The organism is Pseudomonas sp. F-14 TE3482 (assembly GCF_053629455.1).
In genome coordinates, this window is record NZ_JBRJII010000001.1 from 1383466 (window position 1) to 1400889 (window position 17424).

Annotated in this window: 13 protein-coding genes; all 13 read left to right on the forward strand. The window is 57.8% G+C overall.

Annotation, left to right across the window (positions count from 1 at the left end; all coding sequences use genetic code 11):
- The first annotated feature begins 2 nt into the window (after positions 1-2).
- On the forward strand, positions 3-1520 hold the full coding sequence (locus tag AB7M26_RS06070; RefSeq protein ID WP_429388345.1) for a sigma-54 interaction domain-containing protein: 1518 nt from the start codon (positions 3-5) through the stop codon (positions 1518-1520).
- A gap of 273 nt (positions 1521-1793) precedes the next feature.
- The gene (locus AB7M26_RS06075; protein ID WP_007894589.1) at positions 1794-1934 is read left to right on the forward strand and encodes a hypothetical protein; all 141 of its coding nucleotides are present in this window, start codon (positions 1794-1796) and stop codon (positions 1932-1934) included.
- 17 nt (positions 1935-1951) lie between these two features.
- Positions 1952-3148: a type VI secretion system-associated FHA domain protein TagH gene (gene tagH, locus AB7M26_RS06080; protein WP_123499407.1), complete on the forward strand. Its 1197-nt coding sequence runs from the start codon at positions 1952-1954 to the stop codon at positions 3146-3148.
- A 5-nt stretch (positions 3149-3153) separates the two neighbouring features.
- On the forward strand, positions 3154-3654 hold the full coding sequence (gene tssJ, locus AB7M26_RS06085; RefSeq protein WP_429388348.1) for a type VI secretion system lipoprotein TssJ: 501 nt from the start codon (positions 3154-3156) through the stop codon (positions 3652-3654).
- A gap of 2 nt (positions 3655-3656) precedes the next feature.
- Positions 3657-4988, forward strand: a complete 1332-nt coding sequence (tssK, locus tag AB7M26_RS06090; protein WP_123499411.1) for a type VI secretion system baseplate subunit TssK — start codon at positions 3657-3659, stop codon at positions 4986-4988.
- Positions 4989-4993: 5 nt separating this feature from the next.
- Entirely contained in the window at positions 4994-5869 is an 876-nt protein-coding gene (gene icmH, locus AB7M26_RS06095) for a type IVB secretion system protein IcmH/DotU (RefSeq protein ID WP_123499413.1), read from the forward strand.
- A 13-nt stretch (positions 5870-5882) separates the two neighbouring features.
- On the forward strand, positions 5883-9407 hold the full coding sequence (gene tssM / locus AB7M26_RS06100) for a type VI secretion system membrane subunit TssM (protein ID WP_123499415.1): 3525 nt from the start codon (positions 5883-5885) through the stop codon (positions 9405-9407).
- Entirely contained in the window at positions 9407-10135 is a 729-nt protein-coding gene (locus tag AB7M26_RS06105; RefSeq protein ID WP_008007637.1) for a PP2C family protein-serine/threonine phosphatase, read from the forward strand. The genes tssM and AB7M26_RS06105 overlap by 1 nt, the downstream gene beginning before the upstream one ends.
- Positions 10132-11148: a serine/threonine-protein kinase gene (locus AB7M26_RS06110; protein ID WP_185022206.1), complete on the forward strand. Its 1017-nt coding sequence runs from the start codon at positions 10132-10134 to the stop codon at positions 11146-11148. Before AB7M26_RS06105 ends, AB7M26_RS06110 begins: the two co-directional genes overlap by 4 nt.
- Before the next feature lie 28 nt (positions 11149-11176).
- Positions 11177-13225, forward strand: coding sequence for a type VI secretion system Vgr family protein (locus AB7M26_RS06115; RefSeq protein WP_123499417.1), 2049 nt, complete (start codon positions 11177-11179; stop codon positions 13223-13225).
- Between the two features lie 25 nt (positions 13226-13250).
- Positions 13251-13688: a hypothetical protein gene (locus AB7M26_RS06120; protein WP_123499419.1), complete on the forward strand. Its 438-nt coding sequence runs from the start codon at positions 13251-13253 to the stop codon at positions 13686-13688.
- Between the two features lie 23 nt (positions 13689-13711).
- Positions 13712-16810, forward strand: a complete 3099-nt coding sequence (locus AB7M26_RS06125; RefSeq protein WP_221178763.1) for a peptidoglycan DD-metalloendopeptidase family protein — start codon at positions 13712-13714, stop codon at positions 16808-16810.
- Positions 16785-17366 carry a hypothetical protein gene (locus AB7M26_RS06130; RefSeq protein ID WP_148050154.1) on the forward strand — a complete coding sequence of 194 codons (582 nt, stop codon included), beginning with the start codon at positions 16785-16787 and terminating at the stop codon, positions 17364-17366. The genes AB7M26_RS06125 and AB7M26_RS06130 overlap by 26 nt, the downstream gene beginning before the upstream one ends.
- The last annotated feature ends 58 nt before the right edge of the window (positions 17367-17424 follow it).

The window sequence follows — 17424 nt, forward strand, 5'->3', positions numbered from 1 at the left end:
TGATGTTCACTCAAGTGCCGCAACCGCTGGTCTATGCCGAAGCCTTGCTGGCGCAGTTTGCCAGCCTGTCGCGCGCGGCGGACGGTGCTGCGCTGCTGGGTGACTTCGTGCGCGGTTTGGCCGAGCTCAGCGGTTGTGAGCTGACGCAGCTGTACCTGCTGGACGCCACACACACCTGCCTGGGGATGAACGCCGAGTGCCTGAACGGCATTCTGCAACCTCGGGAAGGGGCGAGCCTGCCGGCGGATTACAACGGTGAACAACTGCTGCAATTCGCCCTGTGCCAGAACCGCGTGGTGTGCCTCAGCGAACTGAGCGGCAGCCTGCACGAAACCAGTTTCCTGCCGCTACAAGCCACGCCCTGGCAGTCGCTGTTGTGCGTGCCGTTGGTCAATCAGCAAAAGGCTGTCGAAGGTTTACTGCTGTGTGCCAGTCGCCGGCAGATCGACCTGCAAGGCTTTGCTGATTCTCTCGGTCAACTGGGCTCGTTCGTGCTCGGCCAATTGCACTTGCTGCAACGTTTGCGTCGGCCAGCCGGCGATACACGACCGGCGTCGATCAGCGTCCCGAGCGTCAGCGGTTATGGCCTGATCGGCAAGAGCGCGGCGATGCGCCAGACCTATTCGCTGATCAGCAAAGTTTTGCACAGCCCGTACACCGTGCTGCTGCGCGGCGAAACCGGCACCGGCAAGGAAGTGGTCGCGCGGGCGATTCACGACTGCGGCCCGCGCCGGTCCCAGGCATTCATCGTGCAGAACTGCGCGGCGTTCCCCGAGAACCTGTTGGAAAGCGAGCTGTTCGGCTACCGCAAAGGCGCCTTCACCGGCGCCGACCGCGACCGTGCCGGGCTGTTCGACGCGGCCAATGGCGGCACCTTGTTGCTCGATGAAATCGGCGACATGCCGTTGTCCCTGCAAGCCAAGCTGTTGCGCGTGTTGCAGGAAGGCGAGATCCGCCCGTTGGGTTCCAACGACACCCACAAGATCGACGTGCGCATCATCGCTGCGACTCACCGGGATTTGGCGGTGCTGGTCAGCGAAGGCAAATACCGCGAGGACTTGTACTACCGCCTTGCGCAATTCCCGATCGAGTTGCCGGCCCTGCGTCAGCGCGAAGGCGACATCCTCGACCTGGCCCGGCACTTCGCCGACAAGGCCTGCGCGTTTTTGCAACGCGATGCCGTGCGTTGGTCCGACGCGGCGCTGGATCACCTGTCCGGTTATGCCTTCCCCGGCAACGTTCGCGAACTCAAAGGTTTGGTCGAACGCGCGGTGCTGTTGTGCGAAGGCGGCGAGTTGCTGGCCGAGCATTTCTCCCTGCGCATGGAAGCCATGCCGGAAGACAACAGTCTGAACCTGCGCGAGCGCCTGGAGCAGGTCGAACGCAGTTTGCTGCTCGATTGCCTGCGCAAAAACGACGGCAACCAGACCCTCGCCGCCCGCGAACTCGGATTGCCACGCCGCACGCTGCTTTATCGCCTTGGGCGCCTGAATATCAATTTGGGTGATTTCGATGGCTGACCCCATTTTTTTTGAGCGGCGAAATTCTGTGGCGAGGGAGCTTGCTCCCGCTCGACTGCGCAGCAGTCGCAGTTCAGCCAACACGGTCTGCCTGAATAAACGGGACAGCTGGTTTTGGGGCTGCTCCGCAGCCCAGCGGGAGCAAGCTCCCTCGCCACAAAGGCAGCGCTCAGGCCCCATAGCTAGAGCGCTCGAACCTGCCTCATTCGCTTCTAACAGCGCCACCCAAACGGGTCGGCGCTTTGCACTTTGTCTACCCCTGGAGACCCTCTGATGCCTGTTCGTCACTGGCAAGCCGTCCTGCTGACCCTAGTCGTTCTATGCGGCCTTGGCGGCTGTAGCGGCAATTACAAATACAACGACAACACCTATCGCCCATTGGGTGATCCGCAGGCGGTCAATCGCGGCAAGTGACCGCAAGGAGTATCACCATGGAACTGGTTTTCGAAATGCTGAACACCAAGCAGTTCGTGCCCACGGATTTGTGCCAGAAGACCTTCAAGCAGGCCGGTGGCGTGATTGGCCGGGGCGAGGATTGCGACTGGATCATCCCCGACCGCAAGCGTCACCTGTCCAACCACCACGCGTTGATCAGCTACCGCGAAGGCACGTTTTTCCTGACCGACACCAGCAGCAACGGTATCCAGGACAGCGAGAGCGGCGCGCGCCTGCGCAAAGGCGAGCCGATGCGCATCGAGCACGGCAGTGTGTACGTGCTGGGTGACTTCGAGATCCGCGCGCGACTGGTGCGCGACCCGGCGACCTTCGACGTTGAAGTTGGCCGTCCGCAGGCCGCGGGCAGCATCATTCCGGACGATGCCTTCCTTGACCTCGACCCGTTGAATGCCCTCGACCAGCAAGAGCGCGTGTACTCGGAAATCGATGAACTGATTTCCCCGAGCACCACGATCGAAGACACCCGTCAACGCGCCGACTACGCGCGCATCGACATGGAAAGCCTGATGGTGCCGGAGCTGATCGCCGCCCCGGCAGAACCTGCGCCAGCCCCGCCACCCAAAGCGGTCGAGCGTCAGAGCGAAGGTTTCTGGGAACGCTTCGGTGCGGCATTGGGCGTGGACCTCAAAGGCCTCGACCACGACGCTCGCGAAGCCCTGGCCCTGAACGCCGCACGTCTACTCAAGCAAAGCGTCGGCGGTTTGCAGCAGAGCCTGCGCACCCGCAGTGAACTGAAAAACGAACTGCGCCTGGCTCATACCACCGTGCAAGGCACCCACAAAAACCCGCTGAAATTCGCCGTCGATGCCGGTGAAGCGCTGGGCATTCTGTTGCAGGCCAACAAGCCGGGCCAATTGCCGGCCGAGCAAGCGATCTCCCGTGCGTTCCGTGATTTGCAGGCGCATCAGGTCGCGTTGCTGACCGCCAGTCGCGCCGCCGTTCGCGGCACCCTGGAGCACTTCTCGCCGCAACAGCTGACCCTGCGTTTCGAGCGCGACAGCAAGCCGTTGCTCGCCACCTCCGGCAGCCGCTGGAGAGCCTACGGGCGTTATCACCAGGCTCTGCGTCTGGACGATGACTGGAGCGAACGCCTGCTGGCCCGCGACTTTGCCCAGGCCTACGAAGAACAGATCCGCCTGATTTCTACCCTTCACACCGACCACCAAGGATGATGCGCATGTCTCGCTGCTCGACCGCTTTTTTCAAGACGCTGACGGCGCTCATTGCCCTCGTGCTGTTGGCCGGATGCTCGTCGTTGTCGCCGTATTCCACCGTGACCAAACTCAACCTGAAACTGACCGCCAGCGATCAGTTGAACCCGGACCTCAACGGGCGTCCGTCGCCGATTGTCGTGCGTCTGTTCGAGCTCAAGCACCCGGTGACGTTCGAGAACGCCGACTTCTTCAGCCTGTACGAACGCGCCAAGGAATCCCTGGTCCCGGACCTGGTGGCCAGCGAAGAACTCGAGCTGCGTCCGGGTGAAACCGTCGAGCTCAAGCTTAGCGTGGAGGAGGGCAGCCGTTACGTCGGCGTGCTCGCGGCCTACCGCGACCTGCCGGAAACCAAATGGCGCTACACCGTGCAAATCACTGCGCTGGAAGTCACCGTGGCTGACCTGACCCTCGATCAGGCCGGCATCCGCAATACCCACGAAACGCTCGCCAAGGCGGATGACTGAACATGAATGCGCATAAAGTCATTTGGCAGGAAGGCATGCTGCTGCGTCCGCAGCACTTCCAGCACAACGATCGTTACTACGACCACCAGATGAAGACCCGTACCCAGTTGCTAGGCAGCTACATCTGGGGCTTCCTGAACCTGGAAATCGACTTGCAGTTCCTCAACATGGGCAAACTGGTGATCAGCCAGGCCTCGGGGATTCTGCCGGACGGCAGCCTGTTCGAACTGGGCGGCAACACAGAGCCGTTGGCGCTGGACGTGCCGCCGAACACTGGCAACACGCCGATCTACCTGGCCCTGCCGTTGGTCACCGGTAACCACATCGAGTCTCGCCGCCCGGAGCAGTCCGACGTGCTGGCGCGCTACACCGCGTACGACGCGGAAGTCGCCGACTCCAATGCGGGCGACGACTCCGCCAGCCAGGTCAGCTGCGGTCGTCCGGACTTCAAACTGTTGCTCGGCGAGCAGCAGAGCGACCAGGCCTACGTGAAACTGAAGATCTGCGAAGTGCTCGACACCACGCCCGATGGCGTGATCAGCCTCGACCCGGACTTCGTGCCGACCTACATTCAGGCGCATTCGTCCAGCTACCTGCTGTCGTGCCTCAAAGAAGTCATCAGCATGCTCGGTCACCGGGGCGACACCATCGCCGAGCGGATCAGCTCCAACGGCAAGGTCGGTGGCGCGGAAATCGGCGACTTCATGATGTTGCAACTGATCAACCGCACCGAAATGCTGCTGCGCCATTACCTGGGCCTGGAACAGGTGCACCCGGAAGAGTTGTACCGCACGCTGCTGACCATGCTCGGCGATCTGGCGACGTTTTCCAGCGAGAGCAAACGCCCGCGTCTGGACAGCCGTTACCAGCACAGCGACCAGGGCGCGAGCTTCCGCAAACTGATGGAAGCAATCCGTCAGGTGCTGTCGATGGTGCTCGAACAACACGCCATCGAACTGATTCTGCAAGCGCGTCAGTACGGGATCATCGTGTCGCCGTTGCACGACCACAAACTGCTGGGCTCGGCCTCGTTCGTACTCGCGGCCAGTGCCAACTGCGACTCCGAAGAACTGCGCCATCGCTTGCCGGCGCACCTCAAGGTCGGCCCCGTGGAGCGTATTCGCCAACTGGTCAACCTGCACTTGCCGGGCATCAAGGTCAAACCGTTGCCGGTGGCGCCACGGCAGATCGCGTTCCACTCCAACAAAACCTATTTCATCCTCGAACTCAGTTCCGAAGACCTGGCGCAACTCGAGCGCTCCGGCGGCTTCGCGTTCCACGTGTCCGGCGATTTCGCCGAGCTTGAACTGAAATTCTGGGCCATCAGGAACTGACCGACATGATCAAGGACATGGAATACAACCAGGACGACAAAACCGTCCTGCTCGACCGCCAGGGCCACGGCCCGGCGTCGAGTCCGCTGACTGACTTCGCTGCACCGCCGCGTTTTGAGCAGCTGGAAGAACGGATGATCTATGCCGCGCGCCTGCGCCCGGCCGAAGCGTTCAACATCAGCCTCAATTCGCTGGTGGCCGCGGCGTCCGACCTGCTGTCGGAAGTGGTTCGACTCAAGCACAGCGACACCCGCGAAGACCTGTACGCGCTCAACGAGCGACTGACCGCCGGCCTGAAGCTGTTTGAAGTACGTGCGCTGCATAACGGCGCTGAAAGCAGCCAGGTGATGGCCGCCCGTTACGTGCTCTGCACCGTGGTCGACGAAGCCGTCGTCACCACGCCGTGGGGCAACGAAAGCGAGTGGTCGCAGATGAGCCTGCTCAGCAGCTTCCACAACGAAACCTTCGGTGGCGAGAAGTTCTTCCAGTTGCTGGATCGCCTGTCGAAAAACCCGGTCAAGCACCTGCCGATGCTGGAGCTGATGTACTTGTGCCTGTCCCTCGGTTTCGAAGGCAAGTACCGGGTGCAGGCTCGCGGCATGCTCGAGCTAGAAGGCATCCGCGACGCCTTGTATCGGCAGATTCGGCAACTGCGCGGCGACGTGCCGCGTGAGCTGTCGCCGCATTGGGAAGGCTTGAACGATCAGCGCCGCAGCCTGGTGCGCATCGTGCCGGCGTGGATGGTGGTGCTGTTCACCGTGGTCTGCCTGGTGGTGATGTATTCGGGCTTCGCCTGGGTGCTGGGCGAGCAACGCGAAACCGTTCTGCAACCTTACCAGCAGCTGGATCCGGTCGCGGTTCAGCCGCAGTCGAAGCCGTAAACAGGGACGTGTGATGAAAAAGTTTTTCAAGAAAGTCGGCGCTTTCCTGCGCCAGACCTGGGTCTGGACCCTGCTGCTGGTGCTCTTTATCGCGCTGCTGGTGTGGTTTGTCGGGCCGTTGCTGGCGGTCAATGACTACAAGTTCTGGGAAGGTTCGACTTCCCGCCTGCTGACCATCAGTGTGCTGTTCCTGATCTGGGGCCTGACCATGGTCTTCGTCAGCTGGCGCGCCGGTGTGCGCAAGAAGGCCATCGAAGAAACCGAAGACGGCCAGGACCGTATCCGCCGTGAAGAGCTGATCGACGAAGAGCAGAAAGAACTTCGCGTACGCTTCAAGGATGCGTTGAAAACCCTGAAGACCTCGAGTCTCTATCGCGGTCGCAGCGAGCGCTGGCGCAGCGATTTGCCGTGGTACTTGCTGATCGGCCCGCAGGGCAGTGGCAAGACCAGCCTGCTGGACTTTTCGGGGCTTGAGTTTCCGATCAACAAGATCGACCGCAAACTCACTCGCGACACCCTCGGCACTCGGCATTGCGACTGGTACTTCGCCGACCACGGCGTGCTGATCGACACCGCCGGGCGTTACCTGACGCAGCCGGATGCGGAAGTTGATGGCAGCGCCTGGAGCACCTTGCTCGACCTGCTGCGCAAGCGTCGCCGCAACCGTCCGTTGAACGGTGTGCTGGTGTCCATCCCGGTGGAAACCCTGCTGGGCGGCAGCGAGCAAGACCTCGACACCCTGGCCCGTCAGGTGCGTGCGCGTCTGCAAGACGTGCATCAGAAACTGCACGTCGACGTGCCGATTTATCTGGTGTTGAGCAAGGCCGACCGACTGCTCGGTTTCGACGAGTTCTTCGATCAACTGACCCGCGAAGAAAGCGATCAGGTGCTCGGTACCAGCTTCCGCAAAGAGCAGAGCGGTACTGATGTGGCTGTGCTGCGCGCCGAGTTCGAAGAGCTGCTGCGTCGCCTGAACAGCCAGGTGATCATGCGCATGCACCAGGAGCGCGACACCCAGCGCCGTGGCCGCATCCTCGACTTCCCGCATCAACTGGGGCAAATCGGCGAGCGCCTGTGCCTGTTCGTCGACATGGCGTTCACCGGCAACCGCTACCAGCGTGTCAGCCAGTTGCGCGGTTTCTACCTGATCAGCGCACCGCACCTGACCGAACAGATGGATCAGACCACCGCCGGCATCGGCGCCAATCTGGGGATGAACACCGGTGTGCTGCCGACTCTGCGCAGCGGCCGTTCGCGGTTCATTCACCATTTGCTCAGCCGGGTGATTTTCCCCGAGGCCGATCTGGCCGGTCTGGACAAGCGTGAACGCAGCCGCATCCATTGGGGCCAGCGTGCGCTGTACGTGGGCGCACTGGCGGCACTGGCGCTGTTCGGCATGCTGTGGGCGGGCGGTTTCTCGGCCAACTATGAGCGTCTGGAAAACCTGCGTTCGTTGGCGCAAACCTGGAATCAGCAACGCTCGGCCCTGAGTGCGCGCGATGACTCCATGGCGGTGCTCAAGACCCTCGACACCCGCTACGCGGCGACCCAGGTCTTCCCGAACAAAGGTGACGTGTCGTACCACGAGCGCGGCGGCCTGTACCAAGGCGAAGACGCCAATCCGGTGGTCAACAGCGCCTACGAGCGTGAGCTTGAAGCGCAATTGCTGCCACGGGTTGCGACGCTGCTGGAAGGGCAGATTCGCGCCAACATGAAGGACCGCGAACGCCTGCTCAACAGCCTGCGTGCGTACCTGATGCTGAACATGAAGGATCGCCGCGATGCTACGTGGCTCAAGGATTGGGTCGCCACTGACTGGTCCTTGCGCTACGCCGGCAACACCGCGGTGCAGAACGGCTTGAACACCCACTTCGAGCGTTTGCTCAAGCAGCCGTTTATCTACCCGCTGAACGATCAGCTGGTGGCGCAGGCGCGTCAGGTTTTGCGCAGCGAGTCGCTGGCCAACGTGGTTTACCGGATGCTGCGCGAGCAGGCTCGCAATCTGCCGGAATACCGTTTCAGCCAACACTTGGGCCCGCAGGGTTCGTTGTTTGTCGGCACCGATTATGTGATTCCGGGGTTCTACACCCAACAGGGTTATCAGCAGTATTTCTCGGTCCAGGGCACGGCGCTGGTCACCGACATCCTGCGTGACAACTGGGTGCTGGGCGAAGGCTCGGGCATCAGCGGCATGGACTTGCGTCGCCTGATGGTCGAGCTGGAGCAGCTGTATTTCCGCGACTACGCCAACTTCTGGAGCGAAGCGGTCGGTCAGGTGGCATTGCCACCGATCAACGACGCCGGTGAAGGCGCCGAGCAACTGGCGGGCCTGACTTCGGCCAACTCGCCGGTGCTGCAACTGCTGGTGGAAGTGCGCGAGAACACCCGTTTCCAGGTCATCGCCGACAGTGCCGATGAAGCCGCCGAGGCGGCTGACAAACTGGATGAGAAGGGCGGCAAGTTGGGCAAACTCGCTGCGGCCGCCGCGGACAAAGCGTCGGACATTGCGAAGAACTTGCCCGACACCGCGAAAAAGTCCCTGCAACGTCGCTTCGAACCGCTGCACCGATTGCTGGACGACAACAACGGCCCGGCCGCTGATTTGACCCCGGCACTGACAGCACTCAACGACCTGCAACTGCAACTGTCGAGCCTGGCCCGTGCCAGCGCGCCGGAACAGGCTGCGTTCGAAATGGCCAAGACCCGCATGAGCGGCCAGCGTGATGCGCTGAGCAACTTGCGCAATGCCTCGAACCGTCTGCCGCGCCCTGTCAGCGTGTGGTTCAACGTGCTGGCCGAAGACACCTGGCGTCTGGTGCTCAACGATTCCTACCAGTACCTGAACCAGCGTTATCAGAGCGAGCTCTACAGCTTCTACGGCAAGGCGATCAACAAGCGTTACCCGTTCAGCGCCCACAGCACCAGCGATGTCGCGATCAGCGACTTCCGCGAGTTCTTCAAGGCCCAGGGCATCGCCGATCGCTTCTTCGACAACTACATGCGTCCGTTCGTGAGTGGCGACCCAGGCAACTATCGCCTGCGCAGCATTGACGGTCACAGCATGCCGATCTCCAAGGTCTACCTCGACCAGATGGCCGCGGCACAAGTGATCCGCCAGAGCTTCTTCGCCAGCAACCCGGCCGAGCCGCAAGTGCAGTTCAAACTGGAGCCGTACACCCTCGACCCGGCCGTCAGCCGTTCCGAGTTCAAGTTTGGCGACAAGACCATTGAATACCGCCACGGCCCGATCGTACCGGTGTCCTTCAAATGGCCGACCGACGCTGAAGACGGTCGCACCAGCCTGGTCCTCGACAAAATGGCCGGCCGACCGATCGGCATCGAGAAGAACTCCGGCCCATGGTCGCTGTTCCGTTTGTTCGATCTGATGCAGACCGAGTACCTGACCGGTCGCGACGTGCTGGTGCTCAAGGCTGACGTGGGTGGCCTGCGCGCCAACTACCTGCTGTCGAGCCAGCGCACACCGAACCCGTTCGACATGGGCGTGCTGCGTACTTTCCGTATGCCGGTGCAGCTCTGATGCTGGTTGCCAGTCCCTGGCGCAGCGCTGCGCGTACCGATCCGGGCAAGGTTCGGGCGCGCAACGAAGATGCTTTTCTCGACTGTCCACAGCAGGGGCTGTGGGTGGTCGCGGACGGCATGGGCGGTCATCAGGGCGGCGATATCGCCAGTCAGTTGATCGTCGCCAGCCTGGCGGAATTGCCGGTGCAGGACGACTTCGACGAACGACTCAAAGGGATTCGCCAGTGCCTGCACTGGCTCAACCGCCGCTTGGGTCAGGAGTTGACCGTCACCGCCGGGCGCCACGACAGCATCATGGGCAGCACCGTGGTGGCGCTGCTGGTGGAAGGCAATCGCGCGGCCTGCATCTGGGCCGGCGACAGCCGCTGCTACCTGTGGCGCGGCCAGCGTTTGTATCAGCTGTCCAAGGACCATTCGCTGCAACAGCAACTGATCGACGAGCAGAACATGAGCGTCGAGCAAGCCCAGGCTCACCCTGCCGCCCATGCCCTGACCCGTGCGGTCGGGGCTGCCGAGCAGCTGACCCTGGACGTGCTCGAACTCGAGGTCTATCCCGGCGATGCGTTTTTGCTGTGCAGCGACGGTTTGTATCAAGGGCTGACTAGCGACGCCCTGGGCAACGCCCTGAGCCTGACCGCGCCGCACGTTGCGCTGGAACGTCTGTTCGACGGCGCGCTGCGTGGCTCGGCCCGGGACAATCTGACTGCCGTGGTGATCCGCCAATGACTGAATTCATGCCGCCGATCGACGACCTGCTGGTGACCGAGGAAGAAGCCAACAACCTGACTTACTTCGCCTTCGCCACGCCTCTAAACGGAAAGCCGCATCAGGCCGAGCCTGCGCTGGCGCCGACTCGGGCCAGCGTCGGTGAATTGCCCGACGTGCTGGCGGGGCGTTACCGCATCGAGCGCCTGCTCGGTGCCGGTGGCATGGGCGCGGTTTACCGTGCACGGGATTTGCTGAGCGAACAGTTCGGCGATCCCGACCCTTACATCGCGCTGAAAATACTCAGCGAAGAATTTGCCGAATCGCCGGACGCCAGCGCCTTGCTCTACAGCGAGTTCGCCCTGACCCGACGACTGCGCCACGACAATGTGCTGCGACCGCACACCTTCGAAGTGGACACCGACTGCCAGCGCGCCTTCATCACCATGGAACTCATGCGTGGGCTGACCCTGGACAAATTACTCTGCGAGCGGCCCCTGGGCCTGCCGTGGAAAGAACTGCGTGACATCGCGCTGCCGCTGCTCGACGCGCTGGCCTACGCCCACGCTCGCGGCGTGCTGCACGGCGACATGAAACCGAGCAACGTGATGCTCAGCGAAGAGGGCGTGCGCCTGTTCGACTTCGGCCTCGGCCAGGCAGAAGAGGGCATCTTGCCCGGCCTGCCACACCTGAGCCGCAACCGCTTCAACGCCTGGACCCCCGGCTACGCCGCCCCCGAACTGCTTGAGGGCCAACCGTTGTCGGCCAGCGCAGACGTGTACGGCGTGGCCTGCGTGATCTATGAGTTGGCGGGCGGCAAACACCCGTTCCGCCGCTTGCCCTCGACTCAGGCTCGCGACGAGCACCTTGAGCGCGAGCTGCAGGCTCCGCGGAACCTACCGAAACACTGCTGGCCAGCGCTGCGCACCGCGCTGAGTTTCAACGCGGCAGAACGCAGCATCACTGCCACCCAATTGCGTGACGCCTTGGGCGCCACTTCGTCCTGGCTACAACGTCTGCGACTTCGGGCGTAACGGATGACATTCGAACAGGGAGCACTTTATGTTCAACCCAGCTAACGAAACGCACTTCAGCCTGACCGTCGACGGTTCTCAAGGCGATCAGGTCGGCGACCTGCAAGTGCTGTCATTCACCGGCACCGAAGGCATCAGCCAGCCGTATCGCTTCGACCTTGAACTGGTCAGCGAAAACCCGGACCTGGACCTGGAAAAGCTCCTGCACAAACAGGCCTTTTTGGCGTTCGATCCAAAGGGTTCCGGCATCCACGGCCAGATCTACCGCGTCGCCCAAGGCGATGCCGGCAAGCGTTTGACCCGCTACAAAGTCTCCCTGGTGCCGCAGCTGCAATACCTGCATCACCGCACCAACCAGCGCATCTACCAGCAGATGTCGGCGCCGAAAATCATCGCGCTGATCCTCGAAGAACACGGCATCAAAGGCAACGCCTACACATTCCAGTTGAGCCAGCCGTGCCCGGACCGCGACTACTGCGTGCAATACGACGAAACCGACCTGCACTTCGTCCAGCGCCTGTGCGAAGAAGAAGGCATTCACTACCACTTCCAGCACAGCGAAAAAGCCCACCTGCTGGTGTTCGGCGACGACCAGACCGTGTTCCCCAAACTCGGCCAACCCACCGCCTACATACAAGGCAGCGGCATGGTCGCCGACGAACCAGTGATCAAAGGCTTCAAACTGCGCCTGGAAACCCGCACCGGCCGCGTCACCCGCCGCGACTACGACTTCGAAAAGCCCAACCTGCGACTCGAAGCCGGCTATAAACCCGACGGCGAAAGCACCGAACCGGACCTCGAAGACTACGACTACCCCGGCCGCTTCCTCGACCGCGCGCGCGGCAAATTCCTCAGCCAACGCGCCCTCGAACGCCACCGCGCCGACTACCAGCAAGCCGAAGGCCATGGCGACCAGACCACCCTCGCCAGCGGCCACTTCCTGGAAATCTCCGACCACCCGCGCACCGAGTGGAACGACCTCTGGCTGCTCACCGAAATCGTCCACGAAGGCAAACAGCCGCAAGTGCTCGAAGAATCCGTGACCAGCGACACCACCGACAACAAAGACGACTTCCACCAGGGCTACCGCAACCGCTTCCTCGCCACCCCGTGGAACGTCTTCTACCGCCCCGCACTGGAACACCCCAAACCCCGCGTCCTCGGCAGCCAGACCGCCATGGTCACCGGCCCCAAAGGCGAAGAAATCCACTGCGACCCATACGGCCGTATCAAAGTGCAATTCCACTGGGACCGCGAAGGGTTGGCTGATGACAAAACCAGCTGCTGGATGCGTGTTTCTTCAAGCTGGGCCGGCGACCGCTATGGCGCCATCGCCATCCCGCGCATCGGCATGGAAGTGCTCGTCACCTTCCTCGAAGGCGACCCCGACCAACCGCTGGTGACCGGTTGCCTGTACCACAAGGAAAACCAGGTTCCCTACGACTTGCCAGCGAACAAAACCCGTACCGTATTCAAAACCCTCAGCTCACCAGGGGGTGGTGGGTACAACGAACTGCGGATTGAAGACAAGAAAGGCGCCGAGCAGATCTTTATTCATGCCCAGCGGGATTGGGATGAAAACATCGAGCACGACCAGAAGATTCGCGTGGGGAATGAACGCCACGATACGGTGGTGAAGAACACCTACACCGAGCTGAAGGCTGAAGAACATCGGACCACGATTGCCGATCGCAAGAGTGAAGTGCGGGTGGATGATCACCTGACGGTTGGGCAGAACCAGCATGTGAAGTTGGGGACTGCGCAGCTGACCAGTGCGGGGAAAGAGATTCACCTCAAGGCTGGGGACAAGATTGTTGTCGAGGCTGGGATGGAGCTCACGGTTAAGGCCGGTGGGAGTTTTATCAAGCTCGATGCCGGTGGGGTGACTGTTGTTGGGCCGGTGGTGAAGATTAATGCCGGTGGGTCGGCGGGGAGTGGGACGGGGATTGAGATTAAGCCTCCGGTGTTGCCGGGGGCTGCGGATAAGGATAAGGCGGGGAGTTTGATGGATCAGGCGTTGGGGAATGCGGTGCCTGAGAAGGTTAAGCCGAAGGCTTTTTTTGTGTTTTCTGAGTAGAAAAAATCAAATCAAGGATTTAAGGATGAAGAGTCAATTGCGTATTTGCTTTATTTTACTGGTCTCGATTTATGGCTTGTTTTCGGCCATTGTTCAGGCGGGTGGAAGTGATGAAACTTTATGTCCTTCGAAGGACTTTTCAAAATTTTTAGCTGCATATACTGAAAGTTCTTCAGTCCAAGAAAAGTTTACCAATATGCCGCTTAAAAAAACGATCACTGTGGATGCGGAGCCCGAGCCAAAGCAGGTAATCACCTTCCTTGAAAAGACCCAAATTGTACTCCCTATTCTACCTGATGAGAAACATCGGACAGAGAGCGGGCTTAAACTGCAGATGGTAGATAATGCAAGTGGGATGGTTGCAGTAAAATTGGAAAAGCCAGATACAGATTATCAAATTATTTATATATTTAAATTGAGTTCGTGTTGGTTTTTAGACGAAGTCAAAGATTATTCGCTTTGATTGCCATTTAAAAAGGAAGTTTCATGTCTTTCAGTGAAGTGATGTTTCGCGTCTTGCCACCAGTAAATGGCCAGGAACCACATATTACAGGACATTATGGTGAACAACGTCCTAGTGGGCCTCATGGTGGGACTGACTTTAACTATGTCGGTGGGCAGAACGGTATAAATTTGCAGTATCCCAAGGTATACGCGCCGATTGCTGGGGTAGTCACTTTTGCGGGAGGCTCATATGGCACGATCAAAATCAAAGATGCTGATGGTAATAGTCATGAGATCCTGCATACAAGTAGTCATACCGTAAGCCCAGGGGCAACTGTTGCTGCTGGTGATGAAATAGGTGCAATGGGTGGGCAAGGACCCAACGGTGCGGCACAGTACCCTCGCCACGTCCATTATCAAATGAAGGGGCCTACCGGCACATCGATCAGTCCTGAAACGTGGTGGAATCAGCAAACGGCTGCACCTATTAGTCCTCCGCCGACGTCGGACCCTACAGTAGTTCATACATCGAGTTTTCAGTTTCCAGTTCGCAAAGCAGGTGGCGCGCAATTCAAAGATGCGGATGAATTGTTTGGTGCTCTCGAAGCAGAAACTTCAGGTCATTATCTCTTGGGGAATCACAAATTCTGGCATGGCGGAATCCACATCAGCAATAAAAGTGCCCCGCAATGCGTACGCGATGAGCCGGTCCGTTGCATAGGTGATGGTGTAGTCGTGGCGTACAGACTAAATAAGGATTATTTGACCTCTACATTTGAAGGGGCGAGTGCAACAGAAATTCTGAAATACTCTAGCTCATTCTGTTTAGTTCGCCACGACTATAAGTCTCCGGCGAACACGGAGGTAACACCAAATACTTACAATGAACTAACGCTTTATAGCCTCTACATGCACTTGTTGCCATTTGATCAGTATCCGACTCCGCCAGAAGAGGCGCCTACGCCGCGAATCAAGATGGTCGCGGAGGGATTTAAAGCGCGCAGTGATGTCAGAGATGCGGTTGGCTGCATTGAGTACGGCGGGATATCTGCGGGGACCGAAATTGAGATCATTGAAGAACACTCCGATGGAATTCACGCAAAAGGCAAGCTGTTCAAAGGTACAGTCGGAGATCGCACCGAGGGCCAGGAGTTTTGGTTTGCCTATAAAAAAGATGGCGTCGCATACCCCAAAACAGGCGGTGGTCCAAGTTGGATATCGGTTCCGCTCCCTGAGCGAACCAAGCCTGGTTACTGGCAAGGTAAAGTGAAAGCAGCGGTGACAGCCTCCGGGCTAACACTTCGCAAACCTCCTGCATCTTTGACTCATGGAGCTCAGGCAGGGGGGCCAATAGGTGAAGGGTTGGTTCTTTGTACTAACAGTATTGTTGAGTTTGATAGTGGCAAAGTACTGAACCTCAAGCTGGGCGCTAAAACATTGCGAATGGCTGAGTGCACATTTATCCCGAGCACTTCTGGCCCCGCCACCGGCTTGAAAAACCAGGCGCTTCCAGTGCCTCCAACCTTTTGGGCCTGTGTTGACGATGTGGCTCCGAATCGCTTCGTCGACTGGCGCGAGCTGATGCCTACAGATTTTGAGAGGGTCGTGCCTAGGGACACGGCAATCAAGGCCGGTGATCCGATTGGGTATCTGGGATTAAACGAAACGCTTGCAAGTTCGACCGGTGGAGTCGTAGGCAAACATCAGGTGCACATAGAAATTTTCTCTGCTGACTCACGAATTGAAGAGTTTCTTAAAAATAAAGCTGGCGTAAAGCAGGGCAAACAGTACATTCATTTGCCTGCTGCAACGATTCTAACTAAGAAAGCTCCCGGAACAGGGATGATTGAACTGTCCAACGAACACTTCATTGAGCTTGCTAAGGCTGTCCCGTTTAAAGATACGGTCGAGTGGTATGAAATTACAGTTGTTGATCAGGGCGAAAGCAAAACAGGCTTGCTAAAAAAGGATGCAGCCAAATTTCTCTCTCAACATGATTGGGAGAAGCTAGGTTTTCGAGTCGTCAAGGAATCCAATCCAAATTCTGATGGCTTTCTTGATCCTGATGACATGCCAGATTTTTTTAAAGCACTCTACAACGATCTCGACAAGTTCGGTAACAACGACGGAAAAGTAACGCCTGAAGATCTTCCCTGCGCATTGAAAAACGTAGAAATGAGGGAGCATTGGTCGAAGTTTATCGCACATCACCCGACAGAATGGAAGGATGATGCGGATACTCCAAAATGGTCGCGTCTAAAGAATATTCTAGAAGATTCTCCGAAAGTTCTTGAGCATGAGAAGGAAAGAATCAATAGCCTGATATTCTGGAATGACCCTGTTTTACAGTCGAAACAATTGGGTGATGGGCTTATATGGCATTTTCATCCGATTGCATTTTTAGGGAATTCGATCGGCTCTGGTGGGAAAATAAAAATAACTGTTGGAATGTTGAAGAAGGTGTTTGACAAGCTGAGAAATAGCTCTGAGAAAGATGAATTGCTAAAAGAGATTGCATCTCAGATAAATGAAAATTGCGAAAAGTATAAGCTTGATACCGTGCTTAGATTAAGTCATTTTTTTGCTCAGGTAAGGCAAGAAATTGGCTCGAAATGCGCGGTGGAAGAGGATTTCACGTATAGCGTTCAGGGGCTTAAAGGGACTTTTGGTTACTTTGCACATCATCCCGATGAGGCAGCGACTTACGGTTATCCGGGGCAAACTAAGTATGTTTCTCATCCCAATCAAATTGCTATTGCTAATCGAGCTTACGGTAGCAGACTGGGAAACGGAAGTATCGCTTCAGGCGAGGGTTGGAAGTATCGTGGACGAGGGCTTAAGCACCTGACGGGAAAATCCAACTATAATGCTTTCAAAACATATCACAAAGATTTTTGGGGGGAGGACGTCGATTTTGTTGGGAGTCCGGACTTATTACATACGCAATATAAATATTCCGTGAGGTCGGGCATTTATTTCTGGCTTAAAAATAATTTGGCCGTAGAAGCAGATAAAGGTGATGCAAGAGAAAATGTCGATGCGATAACGCGCATCATTAACAGAGATACTGACAGTTATGGCAAACGTTGGGATCACTTTAAAAGGATATATAAAGTTGAAAAAATATTCGAAGATATTTGAGGTTTGTGGTGCTTTTGCACTCGGTATAGGGATGCTTGGGTCAAACGTCCTGGCTGACGATTTGCCTTCGATTGGAGAAATGCATCCACCCGTCGTTGCGTCCGTAGGTGAGAAAAAAGTTACAGTATTTTTTTTGAAAAATAACTTGAAGGACAAGGTTCAAGACGAACATGTTGCGGATGCGGAGATATTTTACTCTCCGATAAATTCAGCTAAGCCGTCTTTGAATTATGTTTGGAAGGTTGAAGGGGATCAAATCGCTTCGGTGTTTTTCTATGATTGGAAGTCTTCAGGGCGAGCCGGAAAGTCAATGTATGTATTGACGAAGAGCAAGCTGTCCAACTCTGGTTTTGAGGGTGTGACGTACTCAGCAATGGAACTTTCCATAATAAAGAACGGAGATAGTTTGTCCGTAGCCTTCTTTAGCGGCGACCCTTCTGATCCTGTTTTACAAAATTGCAATGAAGGACGAGACCTGGCTATGGGGAAAAATTTGGTTTGTGCTTATAAAGATGCTGGAAGCATAAAAAAATATCTGGCGACTCAAGATAAATAAGTATTTGTTAGGTCATGGCTCGGTTTTTAGCCATGGCCTTTATCTTTGGAGATGGTTT

Coding starts and splice junctions, on each gene's coding strand:
- AB7M26_RS06110 (WP_185022206.1), top strand. CDS start 10,132: ATGACTGAATTCATGCCGCCGATCGACGACCTGCTGGTGACCGAGGAA.
- AB7M26_RS06075 (WP_007894589.1), top strand. CDS start 1,794: ATGCCTGTTCGTCACTGGCAAGCCGTCCTGCTGACCCTAGTCGTTCTA.
- tagH (WP_123499407.1), top strand. CDS start 1,952: ATGGAACTGGTTTTCGAAATGCTGAACACCAAGCAGTTCGTGCCCACG.
- tssM (WP_123499415.1), top strand. CDS start 5,883: ATGAAAAAGTTTTTCAAGAAAGTCGGCGCTTTCCTGCGCCAGACCTGG.
- AB7M26_RS06070 (WP_429388345.1), top strand. CDS start 3: ATGTTCACTCAAGTGCCGCAACCGCTGGTCTATGCCGAAGCCTTGCTG.
- tssJ (WP_429388348.1), top strand. CDS start 3,154: ATGTCTCGCTGCTCGACCGCTTTTTTCAAGACGCTGACGGCGCTCATT.
- icmH (WP_123499413.1), top strand. CDS start 4,994: ATGATCAAGGACATGGAATACAACCAGGACGACAAAACCGTCCTGCTC.
- AB7M26_RS06120 (WP_123499419.1), top strand. CDS start 13,251: ATGAAGAGTCAATTGCGTATTTGCTTTATTTTACTGGTCTCGATTTAT.
- AB7M26_RS06115 (WP_123499417.1), top strand. CDS start 11,177: ATGTTCAACCCAGCTAACGAAACGCACTTCAGCCTGACCGTCGACGGT.
- tssK (WP_123499411.1), top strand. CDS start 3,657: ATGAATGCGCATAAAGTCATTTGGCAGGAAGGCATGCTGCTGCGTCCG.
- AB7M26_RS06125 (WP_221178763.1), top strand. CDS start 13,712: ATGTCTTTCAGTGAAGTGATGTTTCGCGTCTTGCCACCAGTAAATGGC.
- AB7M26_RS06105 (WP_008007637.1), top strand. CDS start 9,407: ATGCTGGTTGCCAGTCCCTGGCGCAGCGCTGCGCGTACCGATCCGGGC.